We start from the raw sequence: 20175 nt of genomic DNA, 5'->3' as shown, positions 1-20175 counted from the left end.
GTCTTTCAGGCTACAGGTGTCTTCATCTTCTGTACCCGAAGTCCAAAGGGAATAATAAGAACAGCATGTGGGCGTTATTCATGATAAGAAATGTGAAAAAACAAAGACCTGTCAATCTGGATCTACAAACGATCCGGTTCCCAATCACGGCGATAGCGTCCATTCTCCATCGCGTATCCGGAGTGATCACCTTCGTGGCGGTCGGGATTCTGTTGTGGTTATTGGGTACCAGCCTTTCCTCCCCTGAAGGTTTCCTCGCGGCGTCATCCATTATGAATAACTTCTTTGTGGAGTTAATTCTGTGGGGGATCCTGATTGCGCTGGCATATCACGCCGTAATGGGCATTCGCCATCTGTTGATGGATTTTGGCTATATCGAAGAAACCCTCGAAGCAGGGACACGTTCCGCCAAAATTTGTTTCGTTATCATTGTCGTGCTTTCACTTCTCGCAGGAGTCCTCGTATGGTAAGCAACGCCTCCGCATTAGGACGCAACGGCGTACATGACTTCATTCTGGTCCGTGCTACCGCTATCGTTCTGACGTTATACATCATCTATATGGTCGGCTTCTTCGCCACCAGCGGCGAACTGACGTTTGAAGTCTGGACCGGTTTCTTCTCATCGGCATTCACCAAAGTCTTCACCCTGCTGGCTCTTTTCTCCATCTTGATTCATGCCTGGATCGGCATGTGGCAGGTGTTGACCGACTACGTTAAACCGCTGGCCGTGCGCCTGATTCTGCAACTGGCTATCGTCGTTGCGCTGGTGGTTTACGTCATTTATGGATTTGTTGTGGTGTGGGGTGTGTAATGAAACTGCCAGTCAGAGAATTTGATGCTGTTGTGATTGGTGCCGGCGGCGCAGGTATGCGCGCGGCGCTGCAAATTTCCCAGAGCGGTCAGACCTGTGCGCTGCTCTCCAAAGTGTTCCCAACCCGTTCCCATACCGTATCTGCGCAAGGTGGCATCACCGTTGCGCTCGGTAATACCCATGAAGATAACTGGGAATGGCACATGTACGACACCGTGAAAGGGTCGGACTACATTGGTGACCAGGACGCTATTGAATATATGTGTAAAACCGGTCCGGAAGCGATTCTGGAGCTGGACCACATGGGGCTGCCGTTCTCTCGCCTCGATAATGGCACAATTTATCAACGTCCGTTTGGCGGCCAGTCGAAGAATTTCGGCGGCGAGCAGGCGGCACGTACCGCGGCAGCGGCAGACCGTACCGGCCATGCGCTGTTGCACACGCTGTATCAGCAGAACCTGAAAAACCACACCACCATCTTCTCCGAATGGTATGCGCTGGATCTGGTCAAAAATGCCGATGGCGCGATTGTTGGTTGTACCGCGCTGTGTATTGAAACCGGTGAAGTGGTTTACTTCAAAGCCCGCGCAACCGTGCTGGCGACCGGCGGTGCTGGCCGTATTTATCAGTCCACCACCAACGCCCACATCAACACCGGTGACGGCGTCGGTATGGCTATCCGCGCTGGCGTGCCGGTGCAGGATATGGAGATGTGGCAGTTCCACCCAACCGGTATCGCTGGCGCGGGTGTTCTGGTAACAGAAGGCTGTCGTGGTGAAGGTGGCTACCTGCTGAACAAACACGGTGAGCGCTTCATGGAGCGTTATGCCCCGAATGCGAAAGACCTGGCGGGTCGTGACGTGGTGGCGCGTTCCATCATGATCGAAATCCGCGAAGGTCGCGGCTGCGACGGTCCGTGGGGGCCGCACGCCAAACTGAAACTCGACCACCTGGGTAAAGAAGTGCTGGAGTCCCGTCTGCCGGGTATTCTCGAACTGTCCCGTACCTTTGCTCACGTTGACCCGGTGAAAGAGCCGATCCCGGTTATCCCAACCTGCCACTATATGATGGGCGGTATTCCGACCAAAGTCACCGGCCAGGCGCTGACCGTGAATGAGCAGGGCGAAGATGTGGTGATCCCAGGGCTGTTTGCGGTCGGTGAAATCGCCTGCGTATCGGTTCACGGTGCTAACCGTTTGGGTGGCAACTCACTGCTTGACCTGGTGGTATTTGGTCGTGCCGTAGGCCTGCATCTGCAGGAATCTATCGCAGAGCAGGGTGACCTGCTGGATGCAACCGAAGATGAAATCGACGCTTCTCTGGCGCGTCTGAATCGCTGGAACGGTAACCGTAACGGTGAAGATCCGGTGGCAATTCGTAAAGCGCTGCAAGAATGTATGCAGCATAACTTCTCGGTATTCCGCGAAGGCGATGCGATGGCGAAGGGCCTGGAAGAGCTGAAAGCGATTCGCGAACGCCTGAAAAATGCCCGTCTGGACGATACCTCCAGCGAGTTCAACACCCAGCGCGTTGAGTGTCTGGAGCTGGATAACCTGATGGAGACCGCGTACGCCACTGCAGTATCTGCAAACTTCCGTACCGAAAGCCGTGGCGCGCATAGCCGCTTCGACTTCCCGGAACGTGATGACGAAAACTGGCTGTGCCATTCCCTGTACCTGCCAGAGTCGGAATCCATGACGCGACGTCAAGTCAATATGGAACCGAAGCTGCGCCCGGCATTCCCGCCGAAGATTCGTACTTATTAATGCGGAGACAGGACAATGAAACTCGAGTTTTCAGTTTATCGCTATAACCCGGATGTTGACGACGCTCCGCGCATGCAGGATTACACCCTGGAGGCGGAAGAAGGGCGCGACATGATGCTGCTGGATGCGTTGATGCAGCTGAAAGAAAAAGATCCGTCGCTGTCGTTTCGTCGCTCATGCCGTGAAGGGGTCTGCGGCTCCGACGGTCTGAACATGAACGGCAAAAATGGACTGGCCTGTATCACACCTATTTCTGCGCTGAATCAGCCGGGCAAGAAAATTGTCATTCGCCCGCTGCCAGGTTTACCGGTTGTGCGCGATTTGGTGGTAGACATGGGGCAATTCTACGCACAGTATGAGAAGATTAAGCCTTACTTGTTGAATAATGGGAAAAATCCTCCGGCTCGTGAGCATTTACAAATGCCAGAGCAGCGTGAGAAGCTCGATGGGCTGTATGAATGTATTTTGTGTGCATGCTGCTCAACGTCCTGCCCATCATTCTGGTGGAACCCGGACAAGTTTATTGGCCCGGCAGGCCTGTTGGCCGCGTATCGCTTCTTAATTGATAGCCGCGATACCGAGACCGACAGCCGTCTGGAAGGTTTAAGTGACGCTTTCAGCGTATTCCGCTGTCATAGCATCATGAACTGCGTCAGCGTATGTCCTAAAGGGCTGAACCCGACGCGCGCCATCGGTCATATTAAGTCGATGCTGCTCAAACGTAGTGCATAAGTATTTGTAGTTGCCGGGGAAGAGATTCCCCGGCCGTGCAGGGAAACCTCTAAAAACTGCCACATTGATAGCAATAATCGCAGCCTGAACGACGACGATTATTAGACAGTTTTTAAAGGTTCCTTAGCGGACGCAGATGACACGACAGTCCGCAACAAGTGAACCCCGGCACGCACATCGGTGTGCGTGGTAGTATCCACGGCGAAATAAGCATACAAATGCTTAAGGGATCACGATGCAGAACAGCGCTTTGAAAGCCTGGTTGGACTCTTCTTACCTCTCTGGTTCTAACCAGAGCTGGATAGAACAGCTCTATGAAGACTTCTTAACCGACCCTGACTCGGTAGATGCTAACTGGCGTTCGACGTTCCAGCAGTTACCTGGTACCGGAGTCAAACCGGATCAACTCCACTCAAAAACACGTGATTATTTCCGTCGACAGGCGTTGATTACCCCACGTTACTCTTCTTCTATTTCCGACCCTGATGCCAATGTGAAGCAGGTTAAAGTCCTGCAGCTCATTAACGCCTATCGTTTCCGCGGTCATCAGCATGCGAATCTCGATCCGCTGGGACTGTGGCAGCAAGAAAATGTGGCCGATCTGGATCCCTCCTTCCACGATCTGACCGATGCGGATTTCCAGGAAAGCTTTAACGTGGGTTCTTTTGCCGGTGGCAAAGACACGATGAAGCTGAGCGACCTGGTTGTCGCGCTGAAACAAACCTACTGCGGCCCGATTGGCGCCGAGTATATGCACATCACCAGCACCGAAGAAAAACGCTGGCTTCAGCAGCGTATCGAGTCTGGCCGTACTGCGTTCAGTAGTGAAGAGAAGAAACGCTTCCTCAGCGAACTGACCGCAGCGGAAGGTCTGGAACGCTACCTGGGCGCGAAATTCCCGGGCGCGAAACGCTTCTCGCTGGAAGGCGGTGATGCGTTAATCCCAATGCTCAAAGAGATGATCCGCCACGCCGGTAACAGCGGTACCCGTGAAGTGGTACTGGGTATGGCGCACCGTGGTCGTCTGAACGTCCTGGTTAACGTGCTGGGTAAAAAGCCGCAGGATCTATTCGACGAATTTGCGGGCAAACATAAAGAACACCTCGGTACCGGTGACGTGAAGTACCACATGGGCTTCTCATCGGATATCGAAACCGAAGGCGGTCTGGTGCATCTGGCGCTGGCGTTTAACCCGTCGCACCTGGAAATCGTTAGCCCGGTGGTTATCGGTTCCGTACGTGCACGCTTGGATCGTCTGGACGAGCCGAGCAGCAATAAAGTGCTGCCAATCACTATTCATGGTGATGCGGCAGTAACCGGGCAAGGCGTGGTTCAGGAAACCCTGAACATGTCGAAAGCGCGTGGTTACGAAGTGGGCGGTACCGTTCGCATCGTTATCAACAACCAGGTGGGCTTCACCACCTCTAACCCGCTAGATGCACGTTCTACACCGTACTGCACCGACATCGGTAAGATGGTTCAGGCACCGATTTTCCACGTGAACGCGGATGACCCGGAAGCGGTCGCTTTCGTAACGCGCCTGGCACTGGATTTCCGTAATACCTTTAAACGCGATGTCTTCATCGATCTGGTGTGCTACCGCCGTCACGGCCACAACGAAGCCGACGAGCCAAGCGCAACCCAGCCGCTGATGTATCAGAAAATCAAAAAGCATCCGACCCCGCGCAAAATCTACGCTGACAAGCTGGAAGCGGACAACGTCGCTACGCTGGAAGATGCGACCGAAATGGTCAATCTGTATCGTGACGCGCTGGACGCAGGCGAATGCGTGGTGAAAGAGTGGCGTCCAATGAATATGCACTCCTTCACCTGGTCGCCGTACCTCAACCACGAATGGGATGAAAACTACCCGAACAAAGTTGAGATGAAGCGTCTGCAGGAGCTGGCAAAACGCATCAGCACCGTGCCTGAAGCGGTGGAAATGCAGTCGCGTGTTGCCAAGATTTACGGCGACCGTCAGGCCATGGCCGCAGGCGAGAAGCTGTTCGACTGGGGTGGCGCAGAGAATCTGGCTTACGCCACGCTGGTTGATGAAGGTATTCCGGTACGTCTGTCGGGTGAAGACTCTGGCCGCGGAACCTTCTTCCACCGTCATGCGGTGATTCATAACCAGGCGAATGGTTCAACGTACACTCCGCTGCAGCATGTGCATAACGGCCAGGGCACGTTCCGCGTATGGGACTCCGTGCTGTCTGAAGAAGCGGTGCTGGCATTCGAGTACGGTTATGCCACGGCAGAACCGCGCACCCTGACTATCTGGGAAGCGCAGTTTGGTGACTTCGCCAACGGTGCGCAGGTGGTTATCGACCAGTTCATCTCTTCCGGCGAGCAGAAATGGGGCCGTATGTGCGGTCTGGTTATGCTGCTGCCACACGGCTATGAAGGTCAGGGTCCGGAGCACTCCTCCGCGCGTCTGGAACGTTATCTGCAACTTTGCGCTGAGCAAAACATGCAGGTTTGCGTCCCGTCTACCCCGGCACAGGTTTACCACATGCTGCGTCGTCAGGCGCTGCGCGGAATGCGTCGTCCGCTGGTAGTGATGTCACCGAAGTCGCTGCTGCGTCATCCGCTGGCGGTGTCCACGCTGGACGAACTGGCAAATGGCACCTTCCTGCCAGCCATTGGCGAAGTAGATGAACTTGATCCTAAAGGCGTGAAGCGTGTCGTGATGTGTTCTGGTAAGGTTTATTACGACCTGCTGGAGCAACGCCGCAAGAACGACCAAAAAGATGTCGCCATTGTGCGTATCGAACAGCTCTATCCGTTCCCGCATAAAGCGGTGCAGGAAGCGCTGAAACCGTTTGCTCATGTACATGATTTTGTCTGGTGCCAGGAAGAGCCGCTCAACCAGGGCGCATGGTACTGCAGCCAGCATCATTTCCGTGAAGTAATTCCATTTGGGTCAGCTCTGCGTTATGCAGGTCGCCCGGCCTCTGCCTCTCCGGCAGTAGGATATATGTCCGTTCACCAGAAGCAGCAACAAGATCTGGTTAATGACGCGCTGAACGTCGATTAAATAAAGGATAAATAATGAGTAGCGTAGATATTCTTGTTCCCGACCTGCCTGAATCCGTAGCGGATGCAACGGTTGCAACCTGGCACAAAAAACCGGGCGATGCAGTACGTCGTGATGAAGTACTGGTAGAAATCGAAACTGACAAAGTGGTACTGGAAGTACCGGCATCAGCGGACGGTATTCTTGATGCGGTTCTGGAAGATGAAGGGACAACCGTCACTTCTCGCCAGATCCTCGGTCGCCTGCGTGAAGGCAACAGCTCTGGCAAAGAGACCAGCGCCAAGTCTGAAGAGAAAGATTCTACTCCGGCACAACGCCAGCAGGCGTCTCTTGCTGAACAGAACAACGATGCCCTGAGCCCGGCGATCCGTCGCCTGCTGGGTGAGCATAATCTCGAAGCCAGCGCCATCAATGGCACCGGCGTCGGTGGTCGTATCACGCGTGAAGATGTTGAAAAGCATCTGGCCAAAGCACCGGCTGCGAAAGCAGAAGCCAAAGCGCCGGCCGCCGCGCCTGCACCACAGGCTCAACTGGGCGCTCGTGGCGAAAAACGTGTTCCGATGACCCGTCTACGCAAACGCGTAGCTGAGCGTCTGTTGGAAGCGAAAAACTCCACCGCCATGCTGACCACGTTCAACGAAGTCAACATGAAGCCAATCATGGATCTGCGTAAGCAATACGGTGACGCGTTCGAGAAACGTCACGGTATCCGTCTGGGCTTTATGTCTTTCTACGTGAAAGCGGTTGTTGAAGCGCTGAAACGCTATCCGGAAGTGAACGCGTCCATCGACGGTGATGACGTGGTTTACCACAACTACTTTGATGTCAGCATGGCGGTCTCCACGCCGCGTGGCCTGGTCACGCCGGTCCTGCGTGATGTGGATCTGCTGGGTATGGCTGACATCGAGAAAAATATTAAAGAGTTGGCAGTTAAAGGTCGCGACGGCAAGCTGACGGTCGACGATCTGACGGGCGGTAACTTCACCATCACTAACGGTGGCGTGTTCGGTTCCCTGATGTCTACCCCGATCATCAACCCACCGCAGAGCGCCATCCTGGGTATGCATGCCATCAAAGATCGTCCGATGGCCGTAGACGGTAAGGTTGAAATCCTGCCGATGATGTATCTGGCGCTGTCTTATGACCACCGTTTGATCGATGGTCGTGAGTCAGTAGGCTTCCTGGTAACCATTAAAGAGTTGCTGGAAGATCCGACGCGTCTGCTGCTGGACGTGTAGTAAATAAGAGTATCACCTGCCCCGTAGGTCTGGAGGCTTATCAGGCCTACGGGTAAAAGATAACGATTACCTGAAGGATGGACAGAACACATGAACTTACATGAATATCAGGCAAAACAACTTTTTGCCCGCTATGGCTTACCGGCACCGGTGGGATATGCCTGTACTACTCCGCGTGAAGCTGAAGAAGCTGCATCTAAAATCGGCGCAGGCCCGTGGGTAGTGAAATGTCAGGTTCACGCTGGTGGCCGTGGTAAAGCGGGCGGTGTGAAGGTTGTGAACAGCAAAGAAGACATTCGCGCTTTTGCTGAACACTGGCTGGGTAAACGTCTGGTCACTTACCAGACAGACGCCCATGGTCAACCGGTAAATCAGATTCTGGTTGAAGCAGCGACCGACATTGGTAAAGAACTTTACCTCGGTGCAGTTGTTGACCGTAGTTCCCGTCGTGTGGTCTTCATGGCCTCTACCGAAGGCGGCGTGGAAATTGAAAAAGTGGCGGAAGAAACGCCGCACCTGATCCACAAAGTAGCGCTCGATCCGCTGGCCGGTCCGATGCCTTATCAGGGTCGTGAACTGGCGTTCAAACTGGGTCTGGAAGGTAAACAGGTTCAGCAGTTCACCAAGATCTTCATGGGTCTGGCGACTATCTTCCTTGAGCGCGATCTGGCGCTGATCGAAATCAACCCGCTGGTGGTGACCAAGCAGGGTGATCTGATCTGCCTCGACGGCAAACTGGGCGCTGACGGCAACGCGCTTTTCCGCCAGGCTGACCTGCGTGAAATGCGCGATCAGTCTCAGGAAGATCCGCGTGAAGCACAGGCTGCACAGTGGGAACTGAACTACGTCGCTCTGGACGGCAACATCGGTTGTATGGTTAACGGCGCGGGCCTGGCAATGGGCACCATGGACATCGTTAAACTGCACGGCGGCGAACCGGCTAACTTCCTTGACGTTGGCGGCGGTGCGACCAAAGAGCGTGTAACCGAAGCGTTCAAAATTATCCTCTCTGACGACAATGTTAAAGCCGTACTGGTTAACATCTTCGGCGGTATCGTACGCTGCGACCTGATCGCGGACGGTATCATCGGCGCGGTAGCAGAAGTGGGCGTTAACGTTCCGGTCGTGGTACGTCTTGAAGGTAACAACGCTGAACTCGGCGCGAAAAAATTGGCTGATAGCGGCCTGAATATTATTGCAGCGAAAAGTCTGACGGATGCAGCTCAGCAGGTTGTTGCCGCAGTGGAGGGGAAATAATGTCAGTTTTAATTAATAAAGATACCAAGGTTATCTGCCAGGGCTTCACCGGTAGCCAGGGGACATTCCACTCTGAACAAGCGATTGCTTACGGTACGCAAATGGTCGGTGGTGTTACGCCAGGCAAAGGCGGCACCACGCATCTGGGTCTGCCGGTGTTCAACACCGTACGTGAAGCGGTAGAAGCGACCGGCGCAACCGCCACCGTTATCTACGTTCCGGCTCCGTTCTGCAAAGACTCCATCCTGGAAGCTATCGATGCAGGCATCAAGCTTATCATCACCATCACCGAAGGTATCCCAACGCTGGATATGCTGACTGTGAAAGTGAAGCTGGATGAAGCTGGCGTGCGCATGATCGGCCCGAACTGCCCAGGTGTTATCACCCCTGGCGAATGCAAAATCGGCATCATGCCGGGCCATATTCACAAGCCTGGTAAAGTCGGTATCGTTTCTCGTTCCGGTACGCTGACCTATGAAGCGGTTAAGCAGACCACCGACTACGGTTTTGGTCAGTCTACCTGTGTGGGTATCGGCGGCGACCCGATCCCAGGCTCTAACTTCATCGATATCCTGAAGCTGTTCCAGGAAGATCCGCAGACCGAAGCGATCGTCATGATCGGTGAGATCGGCGGTAGCGCGGAAGAAGAAGCGGCGGCGTACATTAAAGATCATGTGACCAAGCCGGTTGTGGGTTACATCGCGGGTGTGACTGCGCCGAAAGGTAAACGTATGGGTCATGCTGGTGCGATCATCGCAGGTGGTAAAGGTACGGCGGATGAGAAATTCGCTGCGCTGGAAGCCGCTGGCGTGAAAACCGTTCGTAGCCTGGCCGATATCGGCGAAGCGCTGAAAACAGTGATTAAGTAAGAAAAAAAACAGCCCTGACTCTCTGCATAGTCAAGGGCTGGTCCCGTTTCGACATGGTTGGCCATCTGATGATGGCCTTTTTTAATGGCGTCGTTTTGCCACCAGCGTAAATTTATAATCGTCGCTTTTGAAGGTGTTGCGGCTGTATTCAAAAACGCGTCCATCGAGCAGAAACCCGCGAGAGATTTTCTCCAGCACCGGTTTCCCCTGCGGCATGCCCAGCATTTCTACAGTATCCTCATCCGGAATAACCGGGATCAGTTCCTGCTCGCTGCGATCGATAACCATCTTTTTGATCTGTTCTATATAGTGATATTTAGAATTTTCCATCACCTCCCAGGTGAGATCGGGAAAGAGGGCGAGCGGCATCCATGTCTCTTCGAGGGTAACGGCTTTCTGCTTAATAAAACGAACCCGTTTTACATGCCAGACTTTATCTTCAGCCGCCAGCTGTAGCCACTCGGCCAGCATCTCTCCTGCTGGAATGACCTCAAAGACCTTCACTTCGCTGTGCGTTTCAACCTGACGGTCGGCAAGCTTCTCATAAAAACTGGTGAGCTGATAAATGTCGTAATTGACGCGCTCCTCTTTCACATACCAACCGCTGCCCTGAATGCTCTCGATAATATTCTGTTCCGTCAGCAGCTTGAGTGCTTGCCTGATGGTCACGCGGCTGACCTCGAAACGGCTCTGTAGCGTAGATTCTGTGGGAAGTGCATCACCTGGTTTTAATTCACCTTTTGCAACTTGTTCGCGCAGAACGTCGGCTATCTGGCGGTACATCGGTTTTTTGCTCATCTCTTTTCGCTTTTGTCGGCAATAAAGTCAGATATTCAAGACAAATTATGCGTACATTTTATCAATAGTAAATAATACAAATTAAATACAAATATTGTCTCGTTAGTGAAATTGATCACGTAAAGGTATTGTTTTGTCTGCGACAATCGCGGCACATAATAATGACAATCCTCTGAGGACCATGATGAATTTGACAATACTGTCCCACCCTCGCGCAGTCTGTGTGCAGGCGAGATTTACCGATCGTGACGATGCCATTCGCCAACTTACGCAGCGGCTGACCGAATTAGGCAAAATCACCGATGCCGACGCTTATCTGGCGGAAGTTTTTCACCGCGAATCGCTGGGACCTACGGCGCTTGGCGAAGGATTGGCGGTACCGCACGGTAAATCGTCGGCCGTGAAAGAGGCGGCTTTCGCGGTGGCGACGCTGAGTGAACCGATGGACTGGGAAGGTATTGATGGCCCGGAGTCTGTTGAACTTATTTTTTTGCTGGCGATCCCGCCAGATGAAGCCGGTTCAACTCATATCCAAATCCTGACCGAACTGACCACCTGCCTTGCGGATGAGGGTCTGCGTGCTCGCGTGATGGCGGCGACCAGCGCCGAAGCGGTGCTGGCGGCGTTAGTGGTCGAAACACCGCCGCAGGCCGCAGTGGCGACGGCGGATGCGCCAACGATTGTTTGCGTTACCGCATGTCCGGCGGGCATTGCGCATACCTATATGGCGGCTGAGTATCTGGAGAAAGCCGGCCGACAAATGGGCGTTAACGTGGTGGTGGAAAAACAGGGTGCCAATGGCATTGAAGACCGCTTAACGGCTCAACAACTGAATGATGCGCGCGCCTGCATTTTCGCCGCAGAGGTCGCTATTAAAGAAAGTGAACGTTTCAACGGTATCCCGGCGATCTCCGTTCCGGTTGCCGAACCGTTGCGCCACGCAAAAGCGCTGATTGAACAGGCGTTAGCGCTGGAGCCTCTGCAAAGCCAGCGTGTTTCTCAGCCACAGACAGAGGTGAAAAAGGGGCTGAAAACCGACCTGAAACAAGCACTGCTGAGCGGAATTTCGTTTGCCGTGCCGTTAATCGTCGCCGGAGGGACGGTACTGGCGGTGGCGGTATTGATTGCACAGATTTTCGGCCTACAGGATGTGTACAGCTTAGAGAAATCCTGGCTGTGGATGTATCGCCAACTCGGCGGCGGGATGCTGGGCACGCTGATGGTTCCGGTACTGTCGGCCTATACCGCTTATTCGCTGGCGGATAAACCAGCGCTGGCTCCAGGCTTTGCGGCGGGTCTGGCGGCGAACTTAATCGGCTCGGGTTTTCTTGGCGGTGTTGCCGGTGGCCTGATTGCCGGTTATCTCATGCGTTGGGTGAAACAGCATCTGCGTTTAAGCAGCAAATTCAATGGCTTTTTAACGTTCTACCTCTATCCGGTGATTGGCACGTTGGGCGCGGGTAGCCTGATGTTGTTTGTGATTGGCGAGCCTGTCGCCTGGATCAATACCTCGCTGACGGCCTGGCTAAATGGGTTATCAGGCACCAACGCGCTACTGCTCGGTATGATCCTGGGCTTTATGTGTTCGTTTGATCTTGGCGGTCCGGTCAATAAAGCGGCGTATGCCTTTTGTCTGGGCGCGATGGCCAACGGCGTATTCGGTCCCTACGCCATTTTCGCTTCGGTAAAAATGGTTTCTGCTTTTACCGTCACCGCCTCAACCATGCTGGCGCCACGCCTGTTCAAACAGTTTGAGATTGAGACCGGTAAATCCACCTGGCTGCTCGGCCTTGCCGGGATTACCGAAGGCGCGATTCCGCTGGCGATTGAGGACCCGATTCGGGTGATTGGCTCTTTAGTGATGGGGTCGATGGCGACCGGAGCCATCGTTGGGGCCATGGGGATTGGGCTTTCGACCCCAGGTGCCGGGATTTTCTCGCTCTTTTTACTTATCCCCGCAGACCTAAGCGCGGTGATGGCCGCCGCGGGCTGGTTTGGCGCTGCGCTGATTGGGACGATTATCTCCACGGCGATTTTACTGCTCTGGCGGCGTCAAGCGGTTAAACAGGGGAAATACGTCACCGATAGCGTGATGCCGTAAGCACTTACTCAACAGGAAATGACGATGAAAGCAGTATCTCGCGTTCACATTACGCCGCATATGCACTGGGACCGTGAGTGGTACTTCACCACCGAAGAGTCGCGTATTTTGCTGGTTAACAATATGGAAGAGATCCTGGCTCGCCTTGAGCAGGATGCAGAGTACAAATATTACGTGCTGGATGGTCAAACGGCGGTGCTGGAAGACTATTTTGCGGTGAAACCTGAAAACCGGCAGCGGGTTAAAGCGCTGGTGCAGGCCGGGAAGCTTATTATCGGCCCCTGGTACACGCAAACTGATACGACCCTCGTTTCCGGTGAGTCAATTGTCCGCAATCTGATGTACGGCATCCGCGATTGTATGGCCTTTGGAGAACCGATGAAGATAGGTTATCTACCTGATTCATTTGGGATGTCCGGGCAGATGCCGCATATTTATAATGGTTTTGGTATCAACCGGGCTCTGTTCTGGCGTGGGTGCTCTGAACGTCATGGCACCGATAAAACCGAATTTTTATGGCAAAGCGCTGACGGTAGCCAGGTGACGACACAGGTGTTGCCGCTGGGCTATGCGATTGGTAAGTACTTACCCGAGGATGAGGCCGGGCTGCGGAAGCGACTTGACGGCTACTTCGAGGTGCTGGAGAACGCCTCGGTGACTAAAGAAATCCTATTACCCAACGGGCATGACCAGATGCCGTTACAACAAAACATCTTTGCGGTGATGGATAAACTGCGTGAAATCTACCCGCAGCGAAAATTTGTCATGAGCCGCTTCGAGGAGGTTTTTGCTCATATCGAAGCGCATCGGGAGACGTTGGCTACCCTGCACGGCGAGTTTATCGACGGTAAATATATGCGCGTGCATCGTACGATTGGCTCCACACGAATGGATATCAAAATTATCCATGCGCGTATTGAGAATAAAATCGTTAACCTGCTGGAACCGCTCGCCACGCTGGCCTGGAGTTTAGGTTTTGACTATCACCACGGTCTGCTGGAGAAAATGTGGAAAGAGATTTTAAAGAATCATGCCCACGACAGCATCGGCTGTTGCTGTAGCGATAAAGTGCATCGTGAAATCGTTTCACGCTTCGTGCTGGCCGAAGATATGGCCGACAATTTGATTCGTTTTTACCTGCGTAAAATCACTGACAACATGGCGCACAGTGAAGAAGACAAGCTGGTGATGTTCAACCTGATGCCCTGGCCGCGTGAGGCGGTGATCAATACGACCGTACGTCTTCGCGCCAGCCAGTTCCGCCTGCTTGATGGCAGAGGAAATGAAATCCCTTATTTTATTCGTGGCGTGCGCGAGCTTGATCCTGGTCTTATCGACCGGCAAATCGTCCATTACGGCAACTACGAGCCGTTTATGGAGTTTGATATTCAGCTCAACCAGATTCTACCTTCGATGGGTTACTGCACGCTGTATATCGAACCGCATGTTGCTGGCCGTCAGGCGATACCCGCTCCGGCGACCCAGGCACTGTTGGAGAACGCGTTCTGGCTGATCGATCTCAATGACGATGGAACGCTACAGCTACGCGATAAGGATTCAGGGATTGTTTATCAACGCGTACTGGAGATTGAAGAAAGCGCCGACGACGGGGATGAGTACGATTACTCCCCCTCGCGCGAGGATTGGCGCCTCACGTCTGCGGGCGTTGCGTTTGAGCATGAAATTATCCGCGAGGGATGGCAAGACCGGGCAATCATTCGCTATCGGATGGCGGTTCCGGCGGATCTGGAGGCGCGCGCGTCACGTCAGCGCAATGGTGAAGTTAGCATCGAAATAGGTGTTACGCTAAGCCATAACAGCCGGCGGATTGAGGTTGATATTCGCATTGACAATCAGGCTGACGATCACCGAATTCGGGTGCTTATCCCCACGCCATTTCACACTAATGACGTGTTGGCTGATACCCAGTTTGGTTCGCTGCTACGGCCTGTTCACGATGAAGCGATGGCCAACTGGCAGGCTGAGGGATGGAAAGAAGCGCCGGTGCCGGTCTGGAATCTGCTCAACTACGCCGCGCTGCAGGAGGGGCGTCATGGACTCGCGGTGTTTAGCGAAGGATTGCGCGAATTTGAGGTAGTGGGTGAGGAGAAAAAAATGTTTGCTCTGACGCTGCTCCGTGGCGTCGGCTTACTCGGAAAAGAGGATCTCTTATTACGTCCCGGCAGGCCGTCAGGCATAAAAATGGCGGTACCGGATTCCCAGATGCGGGGCGTGCTACACGGGCGCTTTTGCCTGTTTAGTTATAGCGGGACGCCGCTTAACGTTGGCCTGGCTCAGCAGGCGCGTGCCTGGCTGACGCCCGTCCAGTGTTATAACAAAATCCCGTGGGATGCGATGAAGCTCAACAAAGCAGCATTTACTGTTCCCGATAGCTACAGCCTGTTGAGTATGTCACCGGTTGGCTGTCAGCTTAGCGCGCTAAAAAAAGCAGAGGACAGAGATGAAATCATCCTGCGTTTATTTAATCCCTCTGACAGCGTCACCTGCGATGCCGCCGTGTCGTTTAGCCAAAGCGTAATGCATTGCCGCGAAACCGGTATGGATGAAATACCCGCTGGCGAGCAGAGCGATGCGAAGGGGATTAACGGCGAGTTTCGGCCAGGGCAGTCGCGGACGTTTAGTCTGAAACTGGCCTGAAAGAAGTGATGAGTCAGCGCCAGCAATCTTATGCTGGCGCTGACCGGCCGCTATCAGGATGATGCCAGTGTTTTCAACCAGCGAATTCCGCTTTCCGGCGAGGTCATTACCGGCACCGGCGGGGAAGGGAGCTGCTGTAAAACGCGCGCCATCGAGGCTTGCGCCAGCATCACAACATCCGCCTGGGTAAAGGCGCTCTGTAACCCTTCACTGACGATACGGTCATGAGTATCCATGTCTCCCGCCAGCAGCGCGTGGAATGCCTCCTCCATTAATATAGGCGTGATGGTTCGCGATTTACCGCTCTGCTGCACTTTGCGCTGTACGTAATCCAGCGTTGGCTTCAGCGTGGTTGCCACGGTCGCCAGTACGGCGATCCGCTCACCTTTTTCAATCGCCTCTTCCACCATTGCGCAGTCAATGCGCGCGAGCTGCAGTGGGGTCATAAACTGGCATTGCTCCACCGCAGTACCAATTGAGGAGCAGGCGGTAATAAAGATATCGCAGTCCGCCTTTTCGGCAATATGCACATAGTCGGCGATGCGGGCGGCAATATTGGGCGTCACGCCCTGGGCCTTCATTACCTGCTTGATCATGGATTCTTCCACCAGGTGCATGACTTCAACATCCGGCATGATGTCGGTAATCAGTTGTTGCATCATCGTAAGCGTGGCGGCACTGGTATGCAGCATGGCGACCTTTTTCATTGGGCAATCTCCTTAAGTAACGTTTCCGCGACGGCCAGCGCCGCATCATGATCTTCCTGCGCGGATAAACCGCCTACCGCGACGGCCCCAAGGCATTTTCCTTGGTGCAGAATCGGGATCCCGCCTGGCAGCGCCGTAAACAGCGGGTCGGCAAAATAACCAATATCCAGTTGCTCTTTTTGCAGGCGCTGTAAAAATGCCTGCGTGGTGCAGCCCAGGCGGCTACTGGTGCGTGCTTTGCGCTGGGTTAACTCGATGGTTAACAGTTTGGCGTTATCCATCCGCGCAAAGCTGAGTAGTTCGCCATTGGCGTCGCATACGGCTACGCTTAACGGGCGTTTTGCGTAACATGTTTCGGCGAGGTCGAGCGCAGAGGCCACGGCGCGCAGGGCATGCCCCAGAGTGAGAGTTGTCATCGTGATTATCCTTTTGACAGATTTTCGCAAGCGGGTTGAACGGGATCTTTGGCTGCGGCGGCCTGCGCCTGTCTGGCGTCTTTCTTGCGCCAGTAGTTCGCGAGCAGCGAGCCGCTGACGTTGCCAAGCGGAGTCATCACCGCCGAGGCCAGGCCAACCGTTGCCAGTTTGCCCATCGCTGCGGCAAGCCCGGACGCCATGCCGCCATTTTGCAGGCCGACTTCAAAGGCTACGGTGCGGGCAGACTGTACGTCCATGCGGAAGATCCAGCGGCTCATCAGATAGCCAATCAGGAAGCCGCCGAGGTTATGCATCAACATGGCGAAGCAGAGCAGGAAGCCGACCTGCACCAGGTTCTCGCGCCCGGCTGCGGCTGCGGTGGTCGTAAAGAAAATGATCCCCATCATTGAGATGGTCGGCATGATTTTCTTCACGCCCGCCACGCGGCCATACAGCCAGTTGTAGAACAATGCCCAGACGAGACCGCCTGCCACGAAGTTGAGCACCACCGCGTACATTTGCGCATCGGCGCTGGCGTGACCAAACAGCGCGTCCCAGCCGCCAGCAATCATATACAGCAGCCAAAGAGCGCCGATCCCGGCCAGCATCTGGACGACACGGCGTCCGCGCACGCCCGCATAGGTTTTCAGATAGTCATGCAGAATTGCCGCGCCGATGGGGATCAATACGATTTTCACCACATCCATTACCATTGCGGTGAGCTGGATATCGATCATCGACCCCGCCAGCAGATTAACCCACAGCGGCGTCATCACCGTCGCCGCCAGCGTTGAGACTGCGGCGATCGAGACCGCCAGCGCCAGGTTGGCGTTCGCGATATAGACCATGACGGTAGAGGAGAGTCCGCTTGGGCAGGCGCCAATCAGCAGAATCCCGACCGCTACCTCAGGCGGAAAGTTAAAGATAAGCGTAATGCTCAGGCCGAGCAGAGGCATGATAACGAAGTGGCAGAAGGTGCCAATAAACACCGCCCACGGCATTTTGGCGACGTCAATAAAATCCTGGATCGTTAGCTTAGTGCCCATGCTAAACATGGTGGCCTGAATGACGAGGAATACGATCCATTTATGGGTGATATTGAAACCGCCCCAGACGATCAGATCCGTAGACCAGGTCATGGCGGCGACAAATCCGGCGATGATCCATAGCGTAAATTGATAGCTGCGTAGACCCGGCCAGTAGCCTGCACCGGCGGCGAATCCGGCGGTGAACATCACCAGCCCTGGCTGCCAGAGCGCCGCGGACTGGATTAGCGCACCGATAATCGCCAGCGCCGCGCCCGCAACGCTGATACCGAGTCCGGTTTTGTGAATAACAGTGGTCATAGTCATGTTGAAATGTCCTTGCTGTTGTTATTGCTGCCGGGATGGAATAGATAACATGTGCCGCGCAATTTCTGGCGTGGCGACTTTTTTATCCATGCTGCGAATGAGCGTGGCGAGTTTGGCAACCTGCTGGTAATTATGCTGTGCTTTTTCTTCAGCGCTTAAATAATAGCTATCCTCAAAGCCGATTCGCACTTCACTGGCCCCCATGCCGACGGCGGCGGCAATAATATCGAAATTCTTTCTGCCAAAATGAGTAATACCCCATAAGGCATCGCGCGGGATCATGCTACGCAGAGCAATTAAAGCGTCAATGGTTGCTGGCGTACTGCCGCGATGGCCGAGGACGATATTAAAGAGCATGGGTTTTTGGAATTTTATTTTATCTTCAAGGTTCAGGATGTTATTAATCATGCCAATTTCAAAAACTTCAAACTCGGGAATAATATCGCGCTCGACAATTTGCCGGGAGCAATATTCCACGTCCGGACCGGGATTAAAGTACACCGCATCTCCGAGGTTGACGGAACCGACGTTCAGCGAAGCCATCTCTACGCCGGGGCAGGAGAGTGGCGCGCAGCGTTCGGCGATGGACATTGAAGAGACGCCGCCGGTAGACGCCTGAATAATCAGGTCTGAATGGCGCATGACGCTATCAATGGTCGCCTGAAAATCGGTGGTATCCGGCGTCAGGCGACCCTGTTTATCGCGAACGTGTAAATGCACGATGGACGCGCCATGCTCTACGCTGGCGAGTATTTCCTGCGCCAGTTCTGCGGGTATAACTCTGGGGCAATCCGCGGCAACGGGTGCCAGCGAAATAATAACAGTATCCGACATATTTTCCTCCGGTACAGAGATATTTAAATTATAGGTAAGGCGTTATCCAGTTTAATGAGTCGGGCCCTGATGTTGATGGTTGATATTCACAGCCAATCCAGCCCTGGTAATTCATTTTTCTAATAAAATCGAATAGCCATGTTTCATTTAATTCACCTGTTCCCGGTTCATGGCGATAGGGGACAGAAGCAATTTGAAAATGTTTAATTAAGGTGAAGTAGCGTTCAATATTTTTTGCCACATTGCCATGAATTTTCTGACAGTGGTAAATATCAAACTGTAAACCGATATTTTTCTTGCCAACCTCTTGAATAATAGATTCGGCCAACGGAAAGCTGTCAATAAAATAACCGGGCATATCCTGCGAATTTAACGGTTCAATCAGCACATCGATTTCCGCTTCAGCCATCATATCGCAGGCGATACGCAGCCGGTTGGCCAGGAGAGTGCGCTGAGCGTGAAGCGTCAGATCGTCGCAGCGCGAACCGGCCATAACGTGAACCCGACGACAGCCCAGCGCCGTGGCGTAATCACGCGCCACGTTGAGGCTATGGTGAAATTCCGGGTCTCGACCGGGCTGCGCGGCCAGTCCCCGCTCACCTTGTGCCCAGTTACCCGCCGGTGCGTTCATCAGCACCACCGGCAGGGATGTTTCCCGCTGTGCAGCGTGCAAATGCGCCAGCGGGTGCTGCCAGAGAAATAGCCCTTCAACGCCGCGAAAACCAGCCGCCTGCGCCGCCGCAAATCGCGCCGCTATTGGTAAATCTGTAAACAACCAGTCGAGGTTAGCCGCTAACTTCAGCATGGCGCGCACCCTCCCGGTTATCAACCAGATGCAGCTTAACGCCCTGGCTGGCAAGAGTTTGCTGGGCGTTTTCCGGTAACCGGTTATCAGAAATAATGTCGGTTAACTGTTCCAGCCCACAGATATGGAACATGCCGTATTTGCCAAACTTACTGCTGTCGCAGACCAGCACCCGACGCCGGGAAACGGTGAGTACCGCTTCTTTAACCGAGGCTTTCCCTTCGCTCGGCGTCGACATGCCGCGTTCGGTATCCCACGATGAGGAGCTCAGAAACGCCACGTCAATATTAATGGTGCGCAGAAAACTGGCGGCGCTTTTTCCAAGGCATGAGCGGTTACGCTGATCCACCAGACCACCGGTGTGATAGAGCGTGATGTGCGGCATATCCATCAGATAGTGGCTGATGGAAAAATCGTTGGTTACTACCGTCAGATTGAAACAATGGCTGGCGGCGACCGCTTTCGCCACTTCAAACAACGACGTTCCGGCATCCAGATACAGCGTTTGTCCGGGCTCAATGAGCATGGCGGCGAGCTGGCCCATTTTACGTTTCACGTCATGATTCAACTCGGCTTTTTCCCGCCATGGCAGCTCGGATTTCAGCAGGTTATTGAGCTTCACTCCGCCGTTAATGGCGATAACTTTGCCTTCTTCTTCCAGCAACTGGATGTCGCGACGCACGGTCATATGCGACACGCTCATCAAATCTGCCAGTTCATTAAATGAGGCGGCATTTTTTTCGTGCACGTAGCGGTAGATAAAATCACGTCGTTGCTCGGGGATCATTATGTCA

The 20175-nt window shown here is 53.9% G+C and carries 17 protein-coding genes; 10 read left to right on the top strand and 7 right to left on the bottom strand.

Features of this window, described 5'->3' with window-relative positions; genetic code table 11:
* The first annotated feature begins 65 nt into the window (after positions 1-65).
* From sdhC to sucD, 8 genes are all read left to right on the top strand, one after another.
* The gene (gene sdhC / locus ABIE10_RS07705) at positions 66-470 is read left to right on the top strand and encodes a succinate dehydrogenase cytochrome b556 subunit (protein WP_016152282.1); all 405 of its coding nucleotides are present in this window, start codon (positions 66-68) and stop codon (positions 468-470) included.
* Entirely contained in the window at positions 464-811 is a 348-nt protein-coding gene (sdhD, locus tag ABIE10_RS07700) for a succinate dehydrogenase membrane anchor subunit (RefSeq protein ID WP_005122550.1), read from the top strand. Before sdhC ends, sdhD begins: the two co-directional genes overlap by 7 nt.
* Entirely contained in the window at positions 811-2577 is a 1767-nt protein-coding gene (sdhA, locus tag ABIE10_RS07695) for a succinate dehydrogenase flavoprotein subunit (RefSeq protein ID WP_003022919.1), read from the top strand. Before sdhD ends, sdhA begins: the two co-directional genes overlap by 1 nt.
* 15 nt (positions 2578-2592) lie before the next feature.
* On the top strand, positions 2593-3309 hold the full coding sequence (sdhB, locus tag ABIE10_RS07690) for a succinate dehydrogenase iron-sulfur subunit SdhB (protein WP_003022921.1): 717 nt from the start codon (positions 2593-2595) through the stop codon (positions 3307-3309).
* A gap of 235 nt (positions 3310-3544) precedes the next feature.
* Positions 3545-6346: a 2-oxoglutarate dehydrogenase E1 component gene (sucA, locus tag ABIE10_RS07685; RefSeq protein WP_016152283.1), complete on the top strand. Its 2802-nt coding sequence runs from the start codon at positions 3545-3547 to the stop codon at positions 6344-6346.
* Positions 6347-6360: 14 nt separating this feature from the next.
* Positions 6361-7584 (top strand): 2-oxoglutarate dehydrogenase complex dihydrolipoyllysine-residue succinyltransferase, encoded by a 1224-nt coding sequence (gene odhB, locus ABIE10_RS07680; RefSeq protein WP_016156001.1) that lies wholly within the window; start codon positions 6361-6363, stop codon positions 7582-7584.
* Positions 7585-7674: 90 nt separating this feature from the next.
* The gene (sucC, locus tag ABIE10_RS07675; RefSeq protein ID WP_003022927.1) at positions 7675-8841 is read left to right on the top strand and encodes an ADP-forming succinate--CoA ligase subunit beta; all 1167 of its coding nucleotides are present in this window, start codon (positions 7675-7677) and stop codon (positions 8839-8841) included.
* A complete protein-coding gene (gene sucD / locus ABIE10_RS07670) occupies positions 8841-9710 on the top strand; it encodes a succinate--CoA ligase subunit alpha (RefSeq protein WP_003022929.1) in 870 nt (289 codons plus the stop codon). Before sucC ends, sucD begins: the two co-directional genes overlap by 1 nt.
* Positions 9711-9791: 81 nt before the next feature.
* On the opposite strand, the gene ABIE10_RS07665 is transcribed toward sucD, so the two are convergent.
* Positions 9792-10508 (bottom strand): GntR family transcriptional regulator, encoded by a 717-nt coding sequence (locus tag ABIE10_RS07665; protein WP_019076293.1) that lies wholly within the window; start codon positions 10506-10508, stop codon positions 9792-9794.
* Between the two features lie 184 nt (positions 10509-10692).
* Between ABIE10_RS07665 and mngA the strand changes: the two genes are divergently transcribed.
* Positions 10693-12609, top strand: coding sequence for a PTS 2-O-a-mannosyl-D-glycerate transporter subunit IIABC (gene mngA / locus ABIE10_RS07660; protein WP_049281830.1), 1917 nt, complete (start codon positions 10693-10695; stop codon positions 12607-12609).
* Positions 12610-12633: 24 nt separating this feature from the next.
* Positions 12634-15267 (top strand): mannosylglycerate hydrolase, encoded by a 2634-nt coding sequence (mngB, locus tag ABIE10_RS07655; protein ID WP_429155190.1) that lies wholly within the window; start codon positions 12634-12636, stop codon positions 15265-15267.
* A gap of 53 nt (positions 15268-15320) precedes the next feature.
* Here mngB and ABIE10_RS07650 read toward each other — a convergent pair whose 3' ends face one another.
* From ABIE10_RS07650 to ABIE10_RS07625, 6 genes are read right to left on the bottom strand one after another with little or no spacing between them, the layout of a single operon-like run.
* Positions 15321-15974 carry an aspartate/glutamate racemase family protein gene (locus tag ABIE10_RS07650; RefSeq protein WP_019076296.1) on the bottom strand — a complete coding sequence of 218 codons (654 nt, stop codon included), beginning with the start codon at positions 15972-15974 and terminating at the stop codon, positions 15321-15323.
* A complete protein-coding gene (locus ABIE10_RS07645; RefSeq protein ID WP_016152289.1) occupies positions 15971-16390 on the bottom strand; it encodes a GlcG/HbpS family heme-binding protein in 420 nt (139 codons plus the stop codon). The genes ABIE10_RS07650 and ABIE10_RS07645 overlap by 4 nt, the downstream gene beginning before the upstream one ends.
* 5 nt (positions 16391-16395) lie before the next feature.
* A complete protein-coding gene (locus ABIE10_RS07640; RefSeq protein WP_049281826.1) occupies positions 16396-17742 on the bottom strand; it encodes a bile acid:sodium symporter family protein in 1347 nt (448 codons plus the stop codon).
* 21 nt (positions 17743-17763) lie between these two features.
* Entirely contained in the window at positions 17764-18576 is an 813-nt protein-coding gene (locus ABIE10_RS07635; protein WP_429155188.1) for a 3-keto-5-aminohexanoate cleavage protein, read from the bottom strand.
* A 28-nt stretch (positions 18577-18604) separates the two neighbouring features.
* Positions 18605-19381, bottom strand: a complete 777-nt coding sequence (locus ABIE10_RS07630; RefSeq protein ID WP_429155186.1) for a hydroxypyruvate isomerase family protein — start codon at positions 19379-19381, stop codon at positions 18605-18607.
* On the bottom strand, positions 19362-20168 hold the full coding sequence (locus tag ABIE10_RS07625) for a DeoR/GlpR family DNA-binding transcription regulator (protein ID WP_046274719.1): 807 nt from the start codon (positions 20166-20168) through the stop codon (positions 19362-19364). Before ABIE10_RS07625 ends, ABIE10_RS07630 begins: the two co-directional genes overlap by 20 nt.
* Positions 20169-20175: the final 7 nt, after the last annotated feature.

Source organism: Citrobacter sp. 506 (assembly GCF_050434985.1).
Classification (GTDB): Bacteria; Pseudomonadota; Gammaproteobacteria; order Enterobacterales; family Enterobacteriaceae; genus Citrobacter; species Citrobacter braakii.
This window is presented reverse-complemented; position numbering and strand designations above follow the sequence as displayed.

Bases quoted from the DNA above. Each gene is read 5' to 3' on its own strand.
- sdhC (WP_016152282.1), top strand. From the start codon at position 66: ATGTGGGCGTTATTCATGATAAGAAATGTGAAAAAACAAAGACCTGTC.
- sdhA (WP_003022919.1), top strand. From the start codon at position 811: ATGAAACTGCCAGTCAGAGAATTTGATGCTGTTGTGATTGGTGCCGGC.
- sucC (WP_003022927.1), top strand. From the start codon at position 7,675: ATGAACTTACATGAATATCAGGCAAAACAACTTTTTGCCCGCTATGGC.
- ABIE10_RS07645 (WP_016152289.1), bottom strand. From the start codon at position 16,390: ATGACAACTCTCACTCTGGGGCATGCCCTGCGCGCCGTGGCCTCTGCG.
- odhB (WP_016156001.1), top strand. From the start codon at position 6,361: ATGAGTAGCGTAGATATTCTTGTTCCCGACCTGCCTGAATCCGTAGCG.
- ABIE10_RS07625 (WP_046274719.1), bottom strand. From the start codon at position 20,168: ATGATCCCCGAGCAACGACGTGATTTTATCTACCGCTACGTGCACGAA.
- ABIE10_RS07630 (WP_429155186.1), bottom strand. From the start codon at position 19,381: ATGCTGAAGTTAGCGGCTAACCTCGACTGGTTGTTTACAGATTTACCA.
- mngB (WP_429155190.1), top strand. From the start codon at position 12,634: ATGAAAGCAGTATCTCGCGTTCACATTACGCCGCATATGCACTGGGAC.
- sdhB (WP_003022921.1), top strand. From the start codon at position 2,593: ATGAAACTCGAGTTTTCAGTTTATCGCTATAACCCGGATGTTGACGAC.
- ABIE10_RS07650 (WP_019076296.1), bottom strand. From the start codon at position 15,974: ATGAAAAAGGTCGCCATGCTGCATACCAGTGCCGCCACGCTTACGATG.
- ABIE10_RS07665 (WP_019076293.1), bottom strand. From the start codon at position 10,508: ATGAGCAAAAAACCGATGTACCGCCAGATAGCCGACGTTCTGCGCGAA.
- mngA (WP_049281830.1), top strand. From the start codon at position 10,693: ATGAATTTGACAATACTGTCCCACCCTCGCGCAGTCTGTGTGCAGGCG.
- sucD (WP_003022929.1), top strand. From the start codon at position 8,841: ATGTCAGTTTTAATTAATAAAGATACCAAGGTTATCTGCCAGGGCTTC.
- sdhD (WP_005122550.1), top strand. From the start codon at position 464: ATGGTAAGCAACGCCTCCGCATTAGGACGCAACGGCGTACATGACTTC.
- ABIE10_RS07640 (WP_049281826.1), bottom strand. From the start codon at position 17,742: ATGACTATGACCACTGTTATTCACAAAACCGGACTCGGTATCAGCGTT.
- sucA (WP_016152283.1), top strand. From the start codon at position 3,545: ATGCAGAACAGCGCTTTGAAAGCCTGGTTGGACTCTTCTTACCTCTCT.
- ABIE10_RS07635 (WP_429155188.1), bottom strand. From the start codon at position 18,576: ATGTCGGATACTGTTATTATTTCGCTGGCACCCGTTGCCGCGGATTGC.